The 18,244-nt window shown below is 50.0% G+C and carries 16 protein-coding genes; 12 read left to right on the top strand and 4 right to left on the bottom strand.

The window, feature by feature from the left end:
* Nucleotides 1-65 precede the first annotated feature (65 nt).
* Together IKQ95_04110 and IKQ95_04105 are read left to right on the top strand one after the other, a co-directional pair.
* On the top strand, nt 66-2,387 hold the full coding sequence (locus IKQ95_04110) for an AAA family ATPase (GenBank protein MBR4195879.1): 2,322 nt from the start codon (nt 66-68) through the stop codon (nt 2,385-2,387).
* 80 nt (nt 2,388-2,467) lie between these two features.
* Nucleotides 2,468-3,124 carry an endonuclease III gene (locus IKQ95_04105; GenBank protein ID MBR4195878.1) on the top strand — a complete coding sequence of 219 codons (657 nt, stop codon included), beginning with the start codon at nt 2,468-2,470 and terminating at the stop codon, nt 3,122-3,124.
* Here the strand turns inward: IKQ95_04105 and IKQ95_04100 are convergent.
* On the bottom strand, nt 3,064-4,635 hold the full coding sequence (locus IKQ95_04100) for a hypothetical protein (GenBank protein MBR4195877.1): 1,572 nt from the start codon (nt 4,633-4,635) through the stop codon (nt 3,064-3,066). The genes IKQ95_04105 and IKQ95_04100 overlap by 61 nt on opposite strands.
* A 218-nt stretch (nt 4,636-4,853) precedes the next feature.
* Here IKQ95_04100 and IKQ95_04095 point away from each other — a divergent pair, with 218 nt between their 5' ends.
* Nucleotides 4,854-5,390: a chromate transporter gene (locus IKQ95_04095; GenBank protein ID MBR4195876.1), complete on the top strand. Its 537-nt coding sequence runs from the start codon at nt 4,854-4,856 to the stop codon at nt 5,388-5,390.
* Nucleotides 5,390-5,944 (top strand): chromate transporter, encoded by a 555-nt coding sequence (locus tag IKQ95_04090; GenBank protein ID MBR4195875.1) that lies wholly within the window; start codon nt 5,390-5,392, stop codon nt 5,942-5,944. The genes IKQ95_04095 and IKQ95_04090 overlap by 1 nt, the downstream gene beginning before the upstream one ends.
* Here IKQ95_04090 and IKQ95_04085 read toward each other — a convergent pair.
* Together IKQ95_04085 and thrS are read right to left on the bottom strand one after the other, a co-directional pair.
* A complete protein-coding gene (locus IKQ95_04085) occupies nt 5,941-7,173 on the bottom strand; it encodes a dicarboxylate/amino acid:cation symporter (protein MBR4195874.1) in 1,233 nt (410 codons plus the stop codon). The two genes, IKQ95_04090 and IKQ95_04085, sit on opposite strands and share 4 nt — an antisense overlap.
* A 442-nt stretch (nt 7,174-7,615) precedes the next feature.
* Nucleotides 7,616-9,481 carry a threonine--tRNA ligase gene (gene thrS / locus IKQ95_04080; protein ID MBR4195873.1) on the bottom strand — a complete coding sequence of 622 codons (1,866 nt, stop codon included), beginning with the start codon at nt 9,479-9,481 and terminating at the stop codon, nt 7,616-7,618.
* 292 nt (nt 9,482-9,773) lie between these two features.
* On the opposite strand from thrS, the gene IKQ95_04075 reads away from it, so the two are divergent.
* From IKQ95_04075 to IKQ95_04050, 6 genes are read left to right on the top strand one after another with little or no spacing between them, the layout of a single operon-like run.
* Nucleotides 9,774-11,531, top strand: coding sequence for a radical SAM protein (locus tag IKQ95_04075; protein MBR4195872.1), 1,758 nt, complete (start codon nt 9,774-9,776; stop codon nt 11,529-11,531).
* A gap of 43 nt (nt 11,532-11,574) precedes the next feature.
* Nucleotides 11,575-12,306 (top strand): hypothetical protein, encoded by a 732-nt coding sequence (locus IKQ95_04070; GenBank protein MBR4195871.1) that lies wholly within the window; start codon nt 11,575-11,577, stop codon nt 12,304-12,306.
* Nucleotides 12,307-12,309: 3 nt separating this feature from the next.
* Complete coding sequence (gene cobD, locus IKQ95_04065) at nt 12,310-13,263, top strand: cobalamin biosynthesis protein CobD (protein ID MBR4195870.1); 954 nt, start codon at nt 12,310-12,312, stop codon at nt 13,261-13,263.
* Between the two features lie 53 nt (nt 13,264-13,316).
* The gene (locus IKQ95_04060; GenBank protein MBR4195869.1) at nt 13,317-14,315 is read left to right on the top strand and encodes a hypothetical protein; all 999 of its coding nucleotides are present in this window, start codon (nt 13,317-13,319) and stop codon (nt 14,313-14,315) included.
* A complete protein-coding gene (locus IKQ95_04055) occupies nt 14,302-15,303 on the top strand; it encodes a hypothetical protein (GenBank protein MBR4195868.1) in 1,002 nt (333 codons plus the stop codon). Before IKQ95_04060 ends, IKQ95_04055 begins: the two co-directional genes overlap by 14 nt.
* Nucleotides 15,296-15,967, top strand: a complete 672-nt coding sequence (locus IKQ95_04050; GenBank protein MBR4195867.1) for a lipoate--protein ligase family protein — start codon at nt 15,296-15,298, stop codon at nt 15,965-15,967. Before IKQ95_04055 ends, IKQ95_04050 begins: the two co-directional genes overlap by 8 nt.
* 67 nt (nt 15,968-16,034) lie before the next feature.
* On the opposite strand, the gene IKQ95_04045 is transcribed toward IKQ95_04050, so the two are convergent.
* Nucleotides 16,035-16,496 (bottom strand): hypothetical protein, encoded by a 462-nt coding sequence (locus IKQ95_04045; protein ID MBR4195866.1) that lies wholly within the window; start codon nt 16,494-16,496, stop codon nt 16,035-16,037.
* Nucleotides 16,497-16,908: 412 nt separating this feature from the next.
* On the opposite strand from IKQ95_04045, the gene IKQ95_04040 reads away from it, so the two are divergent.
* Nucleotides 16,909-17,322 carry an adenosylmethionine decarboxylase gene (locus tag IKQ95_04040; GenBank protein MBR4195865.1) on the top strand — a complete coding sequence of 138 codons (414 nt, stop codon included), beginning with the start codon at nt 16,909-16,911 and terminating at the stop codon, nt 17,320-17,322.
* Complete coding sequence (locus tag IKQ95_04035; GenBank protein ID MBR4195864.1) at nt 17,319-18,242, top strand: hypothetical protein; 924 nt, start codon at nt 17,319-17,321, stop codon at nt 18,240-18,242. The genes IKQ95_04040 and IKQ95_04035 overlap by 4 nt, the downstream gene beginning before the upstream one ends.
* Nucleotides 18,243-18,244: the final 2 nt, after the last annotated feature.

Below are 18,244 nucleotides of genomic sequence, written 5' to 3'. Positions count from 1 at the left end.
ATATACCCTTGACGAAATCCCGAAAGCCTGAGCCTTTAATCGGACAGCAGAGAGCCTTTGAGTCGATGGAGTTCGGCTTGAGGGTTGACGGTCGCGGCTACAATATATTTGTTGTGGGACAGCCCGGAAGCGGGAGAACGAGCTATGTTCTTGAGCGGTTAAACGACATGGCCGGGAGTCTTCCCGCGCCGGATGACTGGCTGTATCTCTACAATTTCGCAAAGCCCGGTGAGCCTCTCGCGGTGTCAGTTCCAGCCGGAAAAGGGAAAAAGTTATCCGATGATCTTGACGAATTATTGAAGGACTTGAAGACAGTAATCAGCCGGGCATTTGAGCAGAGCCAGTACGAGGAGACGAAAGCCCGCCACATAAAAGAGTTTCAGGAGAAAGCCGGGGCAATCATGGACAAGCTGAAAGCCCGCGCCGAGCGTGAACATTTCAGCCTCAAGAGAACCCCGCAGGGATTCGTGAATATCCCCCTCATCAAAGACAAGGACGAGGACGGCAAACCCATAACCCGCGAGCTTAAACCGGAAGAGTATGAAGCACTTGACGACAAGACGCAGAAAAAGTATCAGGCAAAGAGCGAGAAAATCTCACAGCGTACTGTTTCGGGAATGCGTGAGATTCGCGACATGGAGAAGGCCCTGAAAGAGACACTCAGCAGGCTTGACGCGGACATGTGCCGGGTAGCAATCTCCCCCGTGATGGACGAGATTCGCGGCAAATACGCGGGCAATGACGCTCTCATGAAGTGGTTTGACGCAATGACGGATGACATCATCGAGAATTTCGGGGCGTTCGTTACGGCGGCGAGGGAAGAGAATGCAGAAGTTGACTTCACGCGCTACCAGGCTAATTTGTTCGTCAGCAATGACCCATCAAAAGGTGCGCCGGTGATTTGGGAGACTAATCCGACATACTACAATCTTTCCGGGCGTGTCGAATACGAAAGCCATCAGGGATATTTGTACACAGACTTCCGGCGGATATTGGCGGGGGCGTTCCACAAGGCCAACGGGGGATTCCTCGTTCTTGACGCGGAGAAAGTATTGATGAACTTCATGGCGTGGGAGTCGGTCAAAAGAATCCTGCGGACAGGCTCGGCTTCAATTGAGAATCTCGGCGAGCAGTACGGCGCATTGCCTGTATCATCATTGAGGCCGTCAGCAATTCCCATCAGCCTCAAAATCATAATGACCGGGACAGCGTATATATATGAGCTTCTGCAATATTATGATGCTGAGTTCGGGAAAATCTTCAAAGTTAAGGCCAGCTTTGACTACGATATGCCCCGCACAGCTGCAAACGAGCGAAAAATGGCACGTTATGTTGCTGAGTATGTGAAAATCAGAAACCTGAAGCCCTTTGACGCTCCGGCGTTGTCAGAAATAATAGAATGGGCAGGGCGCGAGGCGGAAGATCAGAATCTATTATCCGTCGAAACAGGCAGGCTCCGGGAATTAATCACCGAGTCAAGCGCATGGGCGGAAGGTGCGACAGTAACACGCTCAGACGTAACGAGGGCGATACATCACAGAAATTACAGGCTCGGACTGTATCAGGAAAAATTATCGCGGGCGTTCCGGGACGGTGTTATACGTGTCGACACAAGCGGGAGTCAGGTCGGGCAGATAAACGGTCTCAGCGTTATAGATTTGGGCGATTACCGTTTCGGGCATCCGTCAAGAATTACGGCAAATGTCTTCATGGGTCAGGAGGGAGTTGTGAATATTGAGCGCGAGGTCAAAATGACAGGGCCGATTCACAACAAGGGCCTCATGATACTGTCGAGCTACTTGGGACGGAAATACGCGCAGGATATGCCGTTGAGTCTTTCGGCTCACATAACGTTTGAGCAGAATTATTCCGGGATTGAGGGCGACAGCGCGTCATCAACGGAGCTTTACTGCATACTGTCGGCACTCTCAGGACTCCCCCTGAAGCAGGGAATAGCCGTAACGGGTTCTGTTGACCAGTTCGGGAACGTTCAGCCCATCGGAGGAGTGAACGAGAAAATAGAGGGCTTCTACGAGTACTGCAAAATCTCCGGGCTTACAGGGGAACAGGGCGTAATGATTCCTGAGTCTAACGTTCGTCATCTCATGCTGAACAATGAAGTTATTGACGCAGTGAGAGAGGGAAAATTCTCGGTGTGGGCGGTGAAGGATATTGACGAGGGACTCGAAATCCTCACGGGGATAACAGCAGGAAGACAGCGCAAGGATGGCTCATTCAGCGAAAAGACAGTACACGGAAAAGTGAAGTCCCGCCTGAAAAAAATGCTGTCGGACGGAATGAGGCTAGAGAAGAGATTTTCACGCAGTCCCCGAAAAAAGAAAAAGCAGCAGCCTCCCTCTGACCCCCCTTTATCCCCCCTAAATTAGGGGGAGGGAGCGACAGCGGAAGGGGGGTCTGTAATAAAAGATGAGGGAGTGTACGCGGAAGGAGGGCAACATCTCACAAAATGAACAAGATAATCCGCATTCTTGACGCATTAGAGACGCAGTACCGCAACGAACAAAACCCGCCGGAGCTCGGACATTCTGAGCCTCTCGACGGGCTTATTCTTACGGTGCTTTCACAGAATACGAACGACATCAACCGCGACCGGGCATATGAAAATCTCCGCGCAAAATTTCCCACATGGCATGACGTAATGACAGCAGGAGCCGCAAAACTTGAGGACGCTATCCGCACAGCCGGACTCGCTCACACAAAAGCCGGGCGAATCATAACGATACTCAGCAGGATTCATGATGATTTCGGCGAGTACTCTATACGGAGTCTTGCGGGTCATGGCCGGGAATTTATCCGCGAATATCTGCGCGCCCTTCCGGGAGTCGGCGCAAAGACTGTAGCATGTACTCTCCTGTTTGATTTCGGGCTTCCTGCTTTCCCTGTCGACACCCACATAACACGCATATCACACCGTACAGGAATCGCCCCGGAAAAGTCATCCCCGGAGGAAATTTCCCGTATGCTTGAAGGAATTGTGCCTGCACCGCGCTGTCTCGGCGGACACGTGAACATGATAGCCCACGGCCGTGCGGTGTGCCGTTCTCAGAAGCCCGCGTGTAATTCGTGTGTGCTTGCGGAAATGTGCAAATACTTCCGGCGGTAAATCCGCGTCAGCAATATCATCATCAGAATCAATCCCGCTCCCGTGAAATTACAGCCGCTGCTGGTGCCTTTGCCTTCCCTGAAATACGACACGCCGAGGGCATTATCAAGAAGCGCAACAGTTTCGTAAAACATGTAATTCGGCATATTCTCAATCCTTAATCTGTGAGACTGCCCCGCGTCCGCAAAATAATAAATGTTGGGATTATCGTCAAATTCCGGGACATGGAGAGAGTACCACGGATCCGATTTGCTGTAGAGGATTAAGACTCTTCTGTCTGTCGATGCGAGAAAATCATAGACCCTGTTACGTGTTGCGGGCGAAAATTTGAACGCGCTGAACTGCTCATCCGTGAATACCATCCTGAAAAGTATATCCTTCTCCATTTCCGGCGTAACAGAAAGTGCCGCCCCGCTTCCGTCAGACGCAAGAGCATTCCGCAAATGCGTGAAGTAATAATCATGCTCGCCGTTTTCTTTGGCCGACTGAATGTAATACGGCAGCAAGTAATTCACTGACCAAATATTTGGGCTTACGTTTGCGGATTTGATTTGCTGAATTACCGCGTCAAGAAATTTCTGATTCTCGTTGATTTCGGTTGACGGGTCATCTTCTCGCGGCATTGCAAGCACTTTCTCAAGCTCGTCAAATTTCTGATCGTACTGCCACACTGAAACAGCAAACTCAAGAAGTATCATGTCAAAGAGTATCTCTTTTGTTACGTACGGCCTCATTTTTATGTCTTCTGACTCGACTACATTCCAGAAATAATTTTGCAGGTACTCACGGTTTTTGACGGCTTCAACCTGAAATTCGAGAATCTCCGCGCGGTATTTTGCTGCCTGTTCCGCGCCGTATTTCTCATCGCCGATTTCCTCGTAAAGATAGCGCGTGAATTTCCCGTCAGTCTCATCACCGAAAGGAGCAACGCTCGACACGTAAATATCCGCGTCATCGGGATAATATGAGGCGAATACCATTGCGGCTTGTCCTCCCTTGCTGGCCCCTGCGAAAACCCATTTTCCCGACAGAATATCTTTCAGCTCAGAAATTATCCTGTGAAAATCATGCGAGGCGTTCTCGTCCGTGAGGTGCTGCCATAAATCTGTGGAGTCGTTCGACAAGCCTTCGGGGAGGGATTTGCCGAAAAATCTGTACTCCGGCTTTATCATGTTTGCGTTGTACATTTTCACAATCTCTTGGCGGTCATCGTTCGGAAATGAACTGTTATAGAGCAAATATCCCGGAACGTAGAAAACATTCGGGCTTGTGTCGGACTGATAACCGATTTCGACTCTCTGCGGGAACATGGCCGAGTCCGGGTCTGACCAGTCAACCGGCTGTGAGAGAGTGAGAATATATTTCTCGGCAAAAACTTTCGTCTTCTGCTCTACAACGTCAACGGATATTACACCGTCAATGTCAAGCAATTTTTCGCGGAGTGATGCTGCGTGTGCGTCTGAGAAAAAGAAAAGAGAAATGATGATTGAGAGCGCAATTTTTGACTTCATGAATAACAATCAGCCTTTCGGAAAAAATTTCATGCTAAGATTATCATAATTTAAATTTTAACAAAGAGGAGAATTTTTCACGATGCAAAAATTTTTCACGGTTCTTGCGCTGCTTCTTGCCGCGATTCCTGAAGAAGACATGCGGAAAGTGATCCGGCGCGTCAGGCCGGGCTGTGTCGTTATGATGGACTTGCAGAGAAACATAAAGGGATATTAGCATGAAGATATTGATTGACTTGTTCGTTACGTTCGCGAAAATCGGGGCTGTAACATTCGGCGGAGGCTATGCGATGCTCCCGATACTGCAGCGCGAGATTGTCGAGAACAAGAAATGGGGAACAGATGAAGAGCTTGCAGACTATTACGCGCTCGGACAATGCACGCCCGGAGTCATCGCCGTAAATGTCGGGACATTCATCGGGCGGAAAGTTGCAGGGAATTTGGGCGGAGTCGTTGCGACATTGGGAGTCGTTTTCCCGTCAGTCGTAATAATCACTCTTCTTGCGGGAGTCATTGAGGCTTATTCCTCGCTTGAATTGGTAGCTCATGCTTTCGCGGGAGTCCGTGTCTGCGTGTGCGTCTTGATCTTCAACGCCGTAGCAAAACTCTTCAGCAAGTCGATAATTGACATTTGGACTCTGGGAATATACCTGCTTATTCTCGCGGGGTCTATATTCCTGAAAGTGTCGCCCGTAATTTTCGTTGTCATAGCGGGACTCGCCGGAATAATCCTGAAAGTGATGGTGAAAAATTAATGCTTTACATCAAATTGTTCTGGGAATTTTTTCAGACGGGATTATTTGCTGTCGGCGGAGGAATGGCGACTCTTCCGTTCCTTTACGACATTTCAGACCGCACAGGCTGGTTCACTCACGGACATTTAGCGGACATGATAGCGGTCTCGGAATCGACTCCCGGCCCCATCGGTGTGAACATGGCGACATATGCGGGCTATATCACGGCGGGGATTCCGGGTGCTGTTACTGCTACAATCGGACTCATTACACCGAGCGTTATTGTGATTTTGCTTGTGGCGGCGTTCCTGTCGAAATTCCACGAGAATAGATACGTTCTCGGAGCATTTTACGGACTTCGCCCGGCAAGCTCGGCCATGATTACGGCGGCGGGACTCATTCTTGCGCGTGTTGTGTTTTTCGGAGGGAGCTTCAGCAATACGCTTAACGTGAAGGCGGCAATACTGGCGGTGATTCTCCTTGTGCTGACTCACGGCGTAAAGTTCACGGAAAAATTTCACCCTACAGTCTGGATTGCGCTGTCCGCGGCTGTAGGGATAATATTCGGGTTCTAACTGCTGTAAATTTTCGTGTCGATTAATTTTTCACGGCTGGCGAGGGCTGTTGTTACTGCGATGTCGCCGATTACGTTTATTGTCATCCTGAACAGCGACACAAGCGGCTCGACTCCAAGCGCAAAAGCGGCGGCCTCCGCAGGCATTCCCAGCGACTGAATAATAGTCGTCAGGCATATGAATACACCGCCGGGGACTCCCGGTGCGCCTATCGAGAAGGCTATTATCGCAATGAACAGCGAGATGAAGAAGTCCGGATCCGTCTCAACTCCGTACATTTTCGCGGCCATCACCGTAAATATCGGGAAATATATACAGCTCCCGTCCATGTTGACAGTTGCGCCCAGCGGAAGCGAGAATGACGCGAGTCCGGGAGACACTCCGATTTTCTCAGAGCAGAATTTCATCGTGAAGGGCATTGTAGCGGTGCTGCTTCCCATTGAGGCGGGAGTGAGGGCGAATCCTGACAGCTTCCGCAGGAACGGCAACGGGGAAAGTTTTCCCAAGAACACGACAAGAAGAGTGTATACCCCTATCATCACTAATCCGCCCGCAATCTGTGTGAAAATGACTTTTCCGAGAAGGTACAGAGAGTCCGCCCCTAGTTTCAGCATAAGCGAAGCCATTGACAGAAATCCCACAAGAGGAATGAATTTCGCGATGGCCGTTATGATTCTGAGGTTCAGCGTGTTGATGATGTCCGCGCCTTTCAGGAGGGGCGATGCTTTTTCCCTCATGATGTTTATTGTTGCCCCGAAAAGGAACGCGACAAATATTATCTGCAGCATGTCGCGCTTCAATATGGGCGTGATTAAATCTTTCGGGATTATTCCTACTATCATGTCAACAACTGAGACGCTTACCGCAGAGCCTGCCCCTGCCGGATGTCCCACAACAGGAAGCCCGGAGCTGAATACCGCCGAGCTTAACGACATTCCGAGAACAGCGGCGATTACGGTCGTGAACATGTAAATCAATATCAGCCTGCCGCCTATCCTGCTTATGTCAGAAGCGTCCGCCATGCTCGTTATTCCCGCGATTATCGAGAAGAATACAACGGGGGCTATCATCATATTCAGGGCGTTTAGGAACATTGTGCGGATGCTCGTGATTATGTTCTTGTCGACAAAAGACACAACGGAATCCGGCGCAAATTCCTTCAGCACGAATCCGGCGATTATTCCCAGTATCATGGCCGCAAGAGTCAGCCTGAACTGCCTCTCCTCCATCCGCAGGTTTATTGTTACGACATTTTCCGAGTTCCTGCGGGTGTAAGCAAGCTGCCTTTTCCGCGAGGCAAGTATAAGCGTCCTGTAATAGTCTTCATCATGTTCATTCTAGGATTCGAGAGCCTCAAGAGGGTTGAAGGGTTCACCTTCCGCCGCGACAAGAAGACGGACATTCCCGGAAACTGTCATATGTCAGCGTGAATTTTCTGTTGCCCGCTGAGAGCCTCCACTTAATTTTTCGTGTCATTGTTATTTCAGCCTCACAGGAGCAGGATTAGCGGCGGGGGTTAAGGCGGTGAGGAATCTTTTTGCTGACATCAGATTTTCGCCTCCGTAAAAATTTTTGAATGCTGAAAATTTTAGTACAAACCTGCGCCCCTGTACACAAAAAAATCCCTCCCGGAAATCTCACAGGAGGGACAAACTTTCTCAGCGTGAAAATTTAGTGTATCGGGTTAAATTCTTTCGTCAGCAATTCCCGGAAAGCCTCAAGACTCATGCTCCCTAAATCACCCTTTGAGCGTTCCCGGACTCCCACAGTCCCGGCTTCCTTCTCCTTGTCCCCGACAACAAGCATGTACGGCACTTTCTGCATCTGTGCATCGCGGATCTTGCGGCCAAGTTTCTCGTTCCTGTAGTCGACTTCCGAGCGGACTCCCCAGTCCATGAAGGTCTCGTGAAGTTTGCGTGCGTAGTCTGCGTGAGAGTCGGTAATCGGGACAATCTTCACCTGAACAGGCGCGAGCCAGTACGGGAATGCCCCGGCGTAATGCTCGATCAATATTCCCATGAACCTCTCAATGCTCCCGAATACAACGCGGTGAATCAACACGGGCGTGTGTTCTGCGCCGTCATCGCCCCTGTAGGTTACATCGAATCTTCCGGGAAGCTGGAAATCAAGCTGTATAGTTCCGCACTGCCATGTGCGTCCGAGGCAGTCCTCAAGGTGAAAATCAATCTTAGGCCCGTAAAAAGCACCGTCCCCCGGATTTATCGTGTACGGCGTATTTGTCGACTCTAGTGCGTCCTTCAGTGCCGCTTCTGCCTCGTTCCACTGCTCATCAGTTCCCATTGAGTCAGCAGGGCGGGTCGAAAGCTCAACAGTATACTTGAAGCCGAATACATCCGTGTACACATAGCGGTCAAGCTCCATTATCGCGAGTACTTCCTCTTTGATTTTCGACGGCTCTATGTACGTGTGCGAGTCGTCCTGAGTGAAACAGCGAACCCGCATAAGGCCGTGAAGGACTCCGCTCTTCTCGTGGCGGTGGACGCAACCCAATTCCGCGAGTCTCATCGGCAAATCACGGTAGCTGCGTAATTGCGTCTTGTAGACGAGAATACTTCCCGGGCAGTTCATCGGCTTGATTGCGTAGGGCTTCTCGTCAATCTCCGTAACGTACATATTTTCCCGGTAATGCTCCCAGTGTCCCGAACGTATCCACAAATCGCGGTCAAGAATCTGCGGTGTCTTTATCTCAGTGTAACCCCTCCTGATATGCTCGCGCCGCCAGAAATCTATTAGCGTGTTCATGATGGCCATTCCCTTTGGGTGGAAGAAGGGAAATCCGGGGCCTTCCTCGTGGAGGCTGAAGAGGTCTAAATCTTTTCCGAGTTTGCGGTGATCTCTGAGCTTGGCTTCCTCAATGCGCTTGAGATACTCTTTCAGCTCATCGGGAGTCGCGAATGCCGTTCCGTATATGCGTGTCAGCATTTTGTTGTGTTCGTCCCCGCGCCAGTATGCCCCCGCTACGGATAACAGCTTGAAGTTGTGCAGGCGTGAAGCGTCCGGGACATGAGGCCCGCGGCAAAGGTCTGCATATTCGCCCTGCCTGTATACTGAGACTGTATCAGCGTCAATATCTGTGATTAATTCTGTCTTGTAGGGGTCATCGGCAAAGAGCTTCAGAGCGTCAGACTTGTTCATTTCCGTGCGTGTTACGGGTTCGCCCCTGCCTGAAATTTTCCGCATTTCGGCTTCAATCTTGGGCAGGTCTTCTTCCGTGATTGGTGCGGTCGCGTCAATGTCGTAATAAAATCCGTCCTTTATCGCAGGGCCTACACCGAAATGTGAGCCGGGGTAGAGTCTCAGCACTGCCTGCGCCATAAGGTGGGCTGTTGAGTGCCGGAGGATTTCGAGTCCTTCAGGGGAGTCAATTGTTACCGGGGAAATTTCGCCGCCTTCTGTTACTGTGCGTGAGAGGTCAGAAATTTCGCCGCTGAAATTTGCCGCGATTACTTTTTTGCTGTCGAGGCCGAGAGATTTTATGACATCATGAAGAGTCGCGGAGGCATTATTGATTTCGATGGATTTGCTTTCGTGTGTAAACTGCAACAATGATGTACCTTCCTTTATGATTATGATTGTGATTTTGCCGAAAGAATATCACCGATACAATTTCACCGCAAGCCGTGAAGGTTATTGCTGTCCCCTATGCTTTTTCTACTCCGGCCATGATTTTGCGCGGTTAATTTCTTTCTCGCGGGGAACAAATACGCCGTGAAGCTCGAAAGTTAAGCGTGATTGAGAAAGCTCAAGTATAATTTCAGCGGAAATCAAGCGCAGGGCAGCAGACTTTTGAGTCGCAGGTGATAAATTAATGTATAACTTTGAGGAATTTACCCGGCCTGAATGGGCGTTAATGTCGCAGGTGTCGAGGCCGTCGCGTTATTGTTACAGTGAGTGGAGACCGTCAGCAAAAAATTCATGGGACGGGGCAGAATTGCGGGTGTGCTTGCTGTTCCCGGACGTTTACGAGACTGGCATGAGCTATTACGGCTTCCAGATAATAGAGGCATTTATTCACAGCATGGGAAAAAATTACCTCGCTGACCGCGCTTATTGTCCCTGGCCTGACATGGCCGGATTAATGAGGGCGAACAATATCCCGCTTTCGTCAGCAGAACAAAAAAAGCCCGTGAAAGATTTTGACGTTGTAGCCTTCACACTTCCTCATGAGACAAGCTACACGAATATATTGACGATGTTACAGCTATCGGGGCTGGGTATATATTCCTCAGAGCGCGGAAATGACTCACCCCTCGTTATCGCCGGGGGCTACGGTGCGTATAACCCTGATGTGATGTCGGCATTCGTGGATGTCTTCTGCGTGGGCGAGGCTGAAGCGATATTGCCGGGATTATTGGCCGCGATTCATGGCATGAAAGGTCGCCCACGTTCCGAAATCCTGAAGGCCGTATCAGAGATTGCCGGGTGCTACGTTCCTGTAATCGGCGGGAAAGTTACACGTCAGTACACGGAAAATATTTTCACGCTGGACTCTATGATAGTGCCGAGCGTGGGAATCGTTCACGACCGGGCCGCGGTTGAGCTGTTCCGTGGGTGCGGAAGGGGCTGCAGATTCTGCCAAGCGGGAATGGTAAACCGTCCTGTGAGGGAACGACCAGAGTCAGAAGCCGCAGAGTCAATACTCAGCATAATACGGTCTACAGGATGGGAGGAAGCCGGGCTTTTGTCGCTCGCGTCATGCGATTATTCCGGGATTGAGGCTCTCATTGATGACCTTTCGCCGACACTCAGCGAACATCACGCAAAATTGAGCCTCCCAAGTCTGCGGATGGACGGATTTTCTGTAGGGCTTGCCGAAAAGTTAGAGGGACTCCGCTCAAAGCACGGCGGAATAACTTTCGCGCCTGAAGCCGGGACTCAGCGGCTCCGGGACGTAATCAACAAGGGCATAACGGAAGACATGATTACAGCCTGCCTCACGGAAATATTTTCGCGCGGATGGGAGCGAGTCAAGCTGTATTTCATGATGGGACTGCCGACAGAAACGGACGAGGATTTAGACGCTATAGCCGAAATATCACACATGACGCTGAAATTAGCGCGTTCATTGGGACGCAGGCGGGCAAGTGTCAGCGTATCGGTGTCGGGATTTGTGCCTAAGCCGCATACCCCGTTTCAGTGGGAGCGTCAGAATGACATTGACGAACTACGCGAAAAGGGCAGGCGCATAAAGTCTCAGGTTCACGACAGAAATATATCCGTGAATTACCATGAGCCGGAGCAGACTTATCTTGAAGGATTGTTATCACGCGGGGACAGAAGGCTCTGTGATGTGATATTCAGGGCGTGGGAGAAGGGCGCGTGTTTCGACAGTTGGACGGAATATTTTGACCTTCAGCGATGGCTTGAGGCGTTCAATGACTGCGGGATTGACCCGGAGAATTACACCCGCGAAAGAAACGAGTCCGAGACTCTCCCGTGGGATTTCGTGAATGTCGGACTGAGCAAAGAATTTCTCCTCCGTGAAAGGCACAAAGCATACAGCGGTGAATTGACTCAAGACTGCCGGACAGGGTGCGCCGGTTGCGGAATTGGCTGTGTGAAGTGAGATATAATTCACAGAAAAATTCAGCGTCAAAGGAGTGTTAATCTTGGCACGAAAATTATTGCCCGCGTTGATTCTTGCTGTCGTGATGTGTTCGTCAGCATATTCCGCGCCCGTCCCGCCGTCAAAAGGACAATGGGCTTACCCTTTGGAGGAATATATGACGCTCTACAGGAAGGCCGGAAGAGATTCACGGAGCGAGGAAATCACAATGCCGCAGAAATGGATCAGCGTACCCAGCGCAGTGCGTGATGATGATAATTATTTGTGGTACAAAGTCAGCGTGAACGGCAAATCAGGCTGGCTCCCTCAGAACGGAATCCGTCTCAAAATGGGCGGAAAAAGCAAGTCAGCCGCAAATCTCTACAGTAACTACGTCAAAGCCCGCCGAAGAATCATGAGCAGGCCGGGGAAATGGACAGTCAGAGAGGAAGACGGCTATACCAGCTACAGCACAGACAATGCGGAGTTCAGAGTCATCGAGGGCAGGAACGGAGTCAGGGATGTATTTTTCACGACAGACAGCTACGAGATATGCCGGGAATTTTTCGGCGTTGACCTCATAGACTTTTCACAGCCGGAAGTACGCTCAAAGCTGGGTACTCCCACAATGCGCGAGACCCCCTACGATTCCCCGGAGATTAGCATACTGTCATATGAGCTTGACGGAAGGAACATGACTCTCTCAGTCCTCGAACGCCGCGAGCCTGGCGATAAAGAGGGGACTGTTTACCGCGTTGAGCTTTACGCAGGCAGGACAGGGGAGCCGGAATATTAGCCCGTGAAATTCGCGCTGATATTGTGCCTTGCGGTTATTTCTGACGGGATATTAGGAGACCCGCGGAGCTTTCCTCACCCTGTGAGATTTCTCGGCCATGTCATAAATTTCTGGCGCGGAATATTTTTCACTGATACAGGCTCATACATTCGCGGCCTCGCTGTTGTGATTATGACGGTCATAACGGCGGGGCTTTCTGTATGCCTTGCGCTTTCTGTTACGGGGTGCAGTGTCATTCTTGAAGTGTACCTGCTGTACTCGGCCATTGCGTGGCGCGACCTGAAGGACGAAACTTTACCCGTATTTCTCTCACTCATGAAGCACGACATTGACGGGGCGCGGAAAAATTTATCGTATGTTGTCGGGCGCGATACGGAAAATCTTGATGAGGCGGGAATAATCCGGGCAGTGATTGAGACTGTCGCGGAAAATTCTGTTGACGGCGTTATGTCGGTGATATTCTTTGCGGCTGTGGGCTGGGCTGTCGGCGGTGATTACGGGATGTGCATAGCGGTGTGGCTGTTCAAGTCAGCAAGCACATTAGACTCAATGCTGGGATATGAATCATTCGGCAGATTCGGGAGTCCGTCAGCAAAACTTGACGACATAATGAATTTCATTCCGGCGCGTCTCGGAGGTGTCATCATAATTCTTGCGGGGCTTTTCACGAGAACGGGGAAAAATGTCCGGGAGGCTTGGCGGGTGTTCATGTCTGACCGTCTGAAGCACAAGAGTCCCAACAGCGCACACGGTGAGAGCGCGTTTGCGGGCGTGTTAGGTGTGAGGCTGGGAGGAGGCGCGGAATACGGCGGGAAGTTCGAGCCCCGGCCATGCCTGAACGAGAATGCGAATGACCCGGAAATTTCCGACATCATAGAGGCGTGGAGGCTGCTTGATATTTCGTGCCTGCTTTCGGCTGTGTTCTGTTTTCCGCTAGGCTGTGAATTATTTTTGTGAGGGAAGATACGCGATATAATTCCCTCATCAACATTCAACGGAGGAAAAATTACATGGAGAGTCTGCTGCTGCTGTTCACAGATTCATTGCCCTGCTGGGACTGGGAGACCGTGAAAACCGCAGGCGAGAATCCCGATGCCCTGAAATTTCTTGCCGAGTCCGGGGATTTACTGCCCATTGCAGGAGGCTACGTACTCACGCAGAAGGGAGTCATTAGCCGCGAGAATGCCGCCCGTGATTTGTGCCTTCCTGTAACACCCGCTGAAATTATCACGGACGAGTCAAAAGCGCGTGAGCTTCTCGAAATCAACCGCATGACTCAATTTTTGGACCGGGCATTTGTTACGGACTGGGGCATAAAGGAAGTTACGACAAATGAAACGTTCCCGCTAATTCCGTTCCTGAATGATGATGAGTATTTCGCATTTGAGGGTGAAAGAGTCATAGCGACATGGCCAGAGCATGAGACAGTGAAAAAATTTCTTGCTGACTTCCCGAATGTAGGAGTCTCCGCGAGGAAATATCCTGCTCCCGGTCAAAAGGGACTCGATGAATGGGCATCACGGAATAATATTGCCTGCGGAAAATTCACGGTTGATTTTGTCATGAGGAGCCGCGCCGATTTCAATCACTACAAGAATTACCCGCAGTTAGCCTCCGACAGGTATAAATTTCTCGACTCGGATCAACTTTTCGCGCACAGGGTAACGGAATCGCCTGAAGATTTATTGCCATTCATAGGGAAACTTCACATTCTGCTGACATTGCAGAGGCGTATATATCTGCCCGGCTGGTTCGACATTGACCACGACGAGAATGAAGACTGGCATTTGCTCGCGCTTGTTACGGACTCGGAGTCGGAGCTTGAGAATCTTACGGGGACTCTGCGTTCATATGGCTGTGAGCTGATTAACCCCGTCAACCCTCTTTTCATCATCGGAACTAGCATAGAGCATCTCAGGAATCAGACCGAGCAGAAGCGCACTATATACGACTGGTTTTGTGATGAGACTGTGAAAATTCTGCGCCCGGATTCTGATGATGACGAGTAATATATTATTGCTGTTCTCGGATGATTATCCCTGCTGGGACGCTGAGACGGTGAGACTTTCGGGCGAAAATCCCGGCTCCCTCGCGGTGCTTGAGGCTTCCGGGAAAATTTTGCGGCTCGGAAATGGCTATATCATTACGCAGGCGGGCATTCAGGAGCGGGAAAATTTATCGCGTGAAAACTTTGTCCCCGTCAGCAAAATCACACGTATCATCAATGACGCAGACACGGCAAATAATCAGCTCGAAATCAACCGAATGACACAGCTTCTTGACCGGGCATTCATGACTCAATGGGGCATAAAGGAATTTACGGTTAATGAAACGTTCCCGCTGTCGCCAATGCTGAATGATGATGAATATTTTGCGGTTAATGGACGCGTCAAAGCCCTGTGGCCTGAGAATGACTATCTGCGCTCGTTCATGGCCGAATTTCCCGATAAGGGCTGGGAGGCGAGGAAGCTCCCTGCTCCGGGACAGCCCGCGCTTGACTCGTGGGTCAGAAAGAATCATGTACCCTGCGGAAATTTCACCGTTGATTTTGTGCTGAGACATCACCATGATTTCGAGCATTACAGGCAGATGCCCGCGCCTGAAGAGGATATATTCAGGTTCGTGAATGCGAGTCTCATTTTCGCGCACAAGGTCAGGGAGAAGCCTCAAGAGTTATTGCCGCTAATCGGAAAAATTCACATACTCTTCACGCTTCAGAGACGCATATATATTCCGGGATGGTTCGACATGGACTCGGAGGAACAAGAGCCGATGAAGCTATTGACGCTCGTAACAGACACAGACACGGAGCTTGACGCGCTGACTCAGACTCTAAGGTCATACGGAAAAGATCTTGTTGACCTTGCCCGGCCAATGTACATTATCGGGACAAGCGTTGAACATTTGCGGACTCAGGAAGTCAAGCCGATGTTTTACGACTGGTTTGCGGAGGAGACCGTGAAGATTCTGCGCCCTGATATTCAGGATTATGATTAAGTTTGCTGACTCCAGCTCAGTGTCGCCCGCGTACAATCTCGCCTGCGAGGAATATATCTGCGGACTCGATGCTGATGTCTTCATGCTGTGGCGTAATTCCCCCTCAGTGATAATAGGCCGCTTTCAGGCCGTCGAGTCGGAGGTGTTCACGGACTTTGCGAGGGATAACGGGATTCAGGTCATACGGCGTAATTCCGGGGGCGGTGCTGTCTATCATGACTTGGGCAACGTGAATTACAGCTTTATTTTGGCGGACGACAGGAGGCTGACTCTTGAGCATTTCTCGCGGATAATCATGGAAATTCTTTCGGGGCTGGGCGTTAGGAGACTCGAATTTCGGCATAATGATATTCTTTCTGACGGGCGCAAAATTTCCGGCGGGGCGCAGTATCATCATGACGGCAGAATCCTTCATCACGGCACACTGTTATTTGACTCGGAGCTGGGAATAATCCCGCAGGTTTTGAGGCGTTCGGGGAAAATCGCTAACATCAGGCCGCTTCTGAGGAAAAATATTTCGGCTGATGACTTTATGACGGCGATACGCAGCAGGATGGGAATATCCGAAAATTTGACTCTGACTCAGAATGATTATGACAATGTTGACAGGATTATGCGCGGTAAATATCTCAGTCCTGAATGGAACATGCGCGGGATTTCTTAACCGAGCTGCAAATTTTTCCCGTTAAGGTAAAAAAGTCCCCGCAGTCGCAAAAGGCTGAGGGGATTTTTCATTTCATTCTCCGCCCAGGTACCTCAATCATTGCGCTTGTCTCTACATATCCGCTGTCGTAGTTTTTCCATTCCGGAAGTGAGGTTGTGTATCTATAGTTTCCAGAATTAAGAGGAATGCTGCCGGTCAACATACACTGCTTCAGTATAGCCAGATAATTATCGGGCATACCCTCAGAACCTGTTCTCACTAGACTTTTTCCCATTCCCGCAGCCGCCATCAGCCAGAGATCTCCGATTGAGCGTCCGCCGATAGCACTGTGCTTAGTGGAGCTCACATCAACGTAGAATTTCTTGTCGCTGTTGAAGTTCTGTGAGTTGACGTTGTAGTAGGTTATGCCGTCGAAAGTGTACGTGTCCGCAATGGCCTTCGGTGTTTTTGCTGCTGCCTCTGCGCCGTGCGGAAGTGCCGCGAATGTCAGAGCAAGGAGAAGAAGCCCTGACAAAATTTTTGCCTTCATGATTAATCTTGCCTCCTATGAATTAATATGCTTTGGTGAATTAATATGCTTTGGACACGGATAACCGCGCCCGACCTTCTGCGCCTCTTCTTGCGGACGCTACCATAGGAGACCTGTACCGTCATTCCAGAAGCCTATAGATGACCAATGACTTAACGCAGGTGTGCAGTAATGATTAAGGGGGAATTTTGGGGAATAGTTATGCCGAAGCCCGAAGCCTTTTACGCATATATATCTTCATAAGTCAAGAGGCATTTTCCTGAATTTTGTGCAAGCATTTGAAATTATGCCTCCGTATTACGCTTTACTTCTCTGCATTAAAAACAGTCCGCAGTGTGATAAAATTCCATGATATGTTATTCTACACTATGTTCACTATAAATTCATTTTTACGGGAGGCTGAGATTCTAAATTGTCCCCTAAAGGTGTTCACTATATCGTTGAAGTATCAGGCTGTGATGAAACAATCACAAACGTTGCAAGACTTCAGGATATTCTTGTTGAGGCCGCCAACCGCGCACATGCTCAAGTCTGGTCGGTGTCGTTCAACAAATTTCCCCCCAATGGCGTTAGCGGAGTAGTCGTAATCAGTGAGTCGCACTTGTCCATTCACACATGGCCGGAAGTGAATTACATGGCCTTGGACATTTTCACCTGCGGCGCACACACTGACCCGATGAAAGCGGTCGATTACGTCCTCGAAAAGGTGAAAGCCTCGCACATTCACATAACAGAAATCACACGCGGGCTTGACGACAATGACCAGAAATATTATCACTCGTTCATTACGTGGGAGGAAGACAGGAAAGAAGGACTCAAACCGTGAGGAAAATTATTCTCCTCGCAATGCTCCTGATTTCTACAGCGTGTTACGCCTCAAGCGCGGATGAAAATTTCCGTTCAGCAAGACGCGCAGACATTTACCGCCCGGACAAATCCGCCGACAAATTATTACAGTCTCTAATCACAGAATACGCCAAGAAATTCACGCATTCAGAATATATTGATGACTCAGGAATGAAGCTGCCGTTTGCGGTTTACGTTCCTGAAAATTATTCTGCGGACAAAAAATTTCCCGCTGTATTCTTCATCGCTGACGCAAGCTCGGCAGGGAAGGACGTAAATTATTCCCTCACTCAGGGACTCGGCGGACTCATCTGGTGCCGTCATGACTGCGTTGTGATTGTGCCATCGTACCCGGAAATTGTGCTTGACGATCATAACGGCTTCACGGAGAGTCAATATGTCGAACTCACAGCAAGATTCGTGAAATGGGCGGTGAAACATTATCCTGCTGATGAGTCGCGGGTATATGCTACAGGGCAGTCGATGGGCTGTATGACGTTTCTTGTGTTGGCGGCGAAATACCCGGACATGTTCACGGCCTGCATGTTTGTGTCGGGTCAATGGGACATCAACGCGCTGAAAGGACTTCTGACTCAAAAATTCGTTTACGCCGCTTCAGCAGGAGACCCGAAAGCATCGGCCGGAATGAATGAAGTGATTGACATGTTCAGGAATGACAGCAGCAGAAGTTTCACCGTCAGCATGAACGTGAACGCAAAAGACCCAGCAATCGCGCTCATAAAAAGCCTGCCCGTGAATTTCATCATGTTCACGAAGGGAAGCACATTGCCGGCCATGACAGACGGGAATTTTTCCGAGCATATGTCATCATTCGATTATGCTTACAGGACAGAGGCAATAAGGGAATGGCTTTTAGCGCAGAAGAAGGAGACAAAATAATT

The sequence above is a fragment of the Synergistaceae bacterium genome (assembly GCA_017540085.1).
In the GTDB taxonomy this organism is placed as follows: Bacteria; Synergistota; Synergistia; order Synergistales; family Aminobacteriaceae; genus JAFUXM01.
This window is presented reverse-complemented; position numbering and strand designations above follow the sequence as displayed.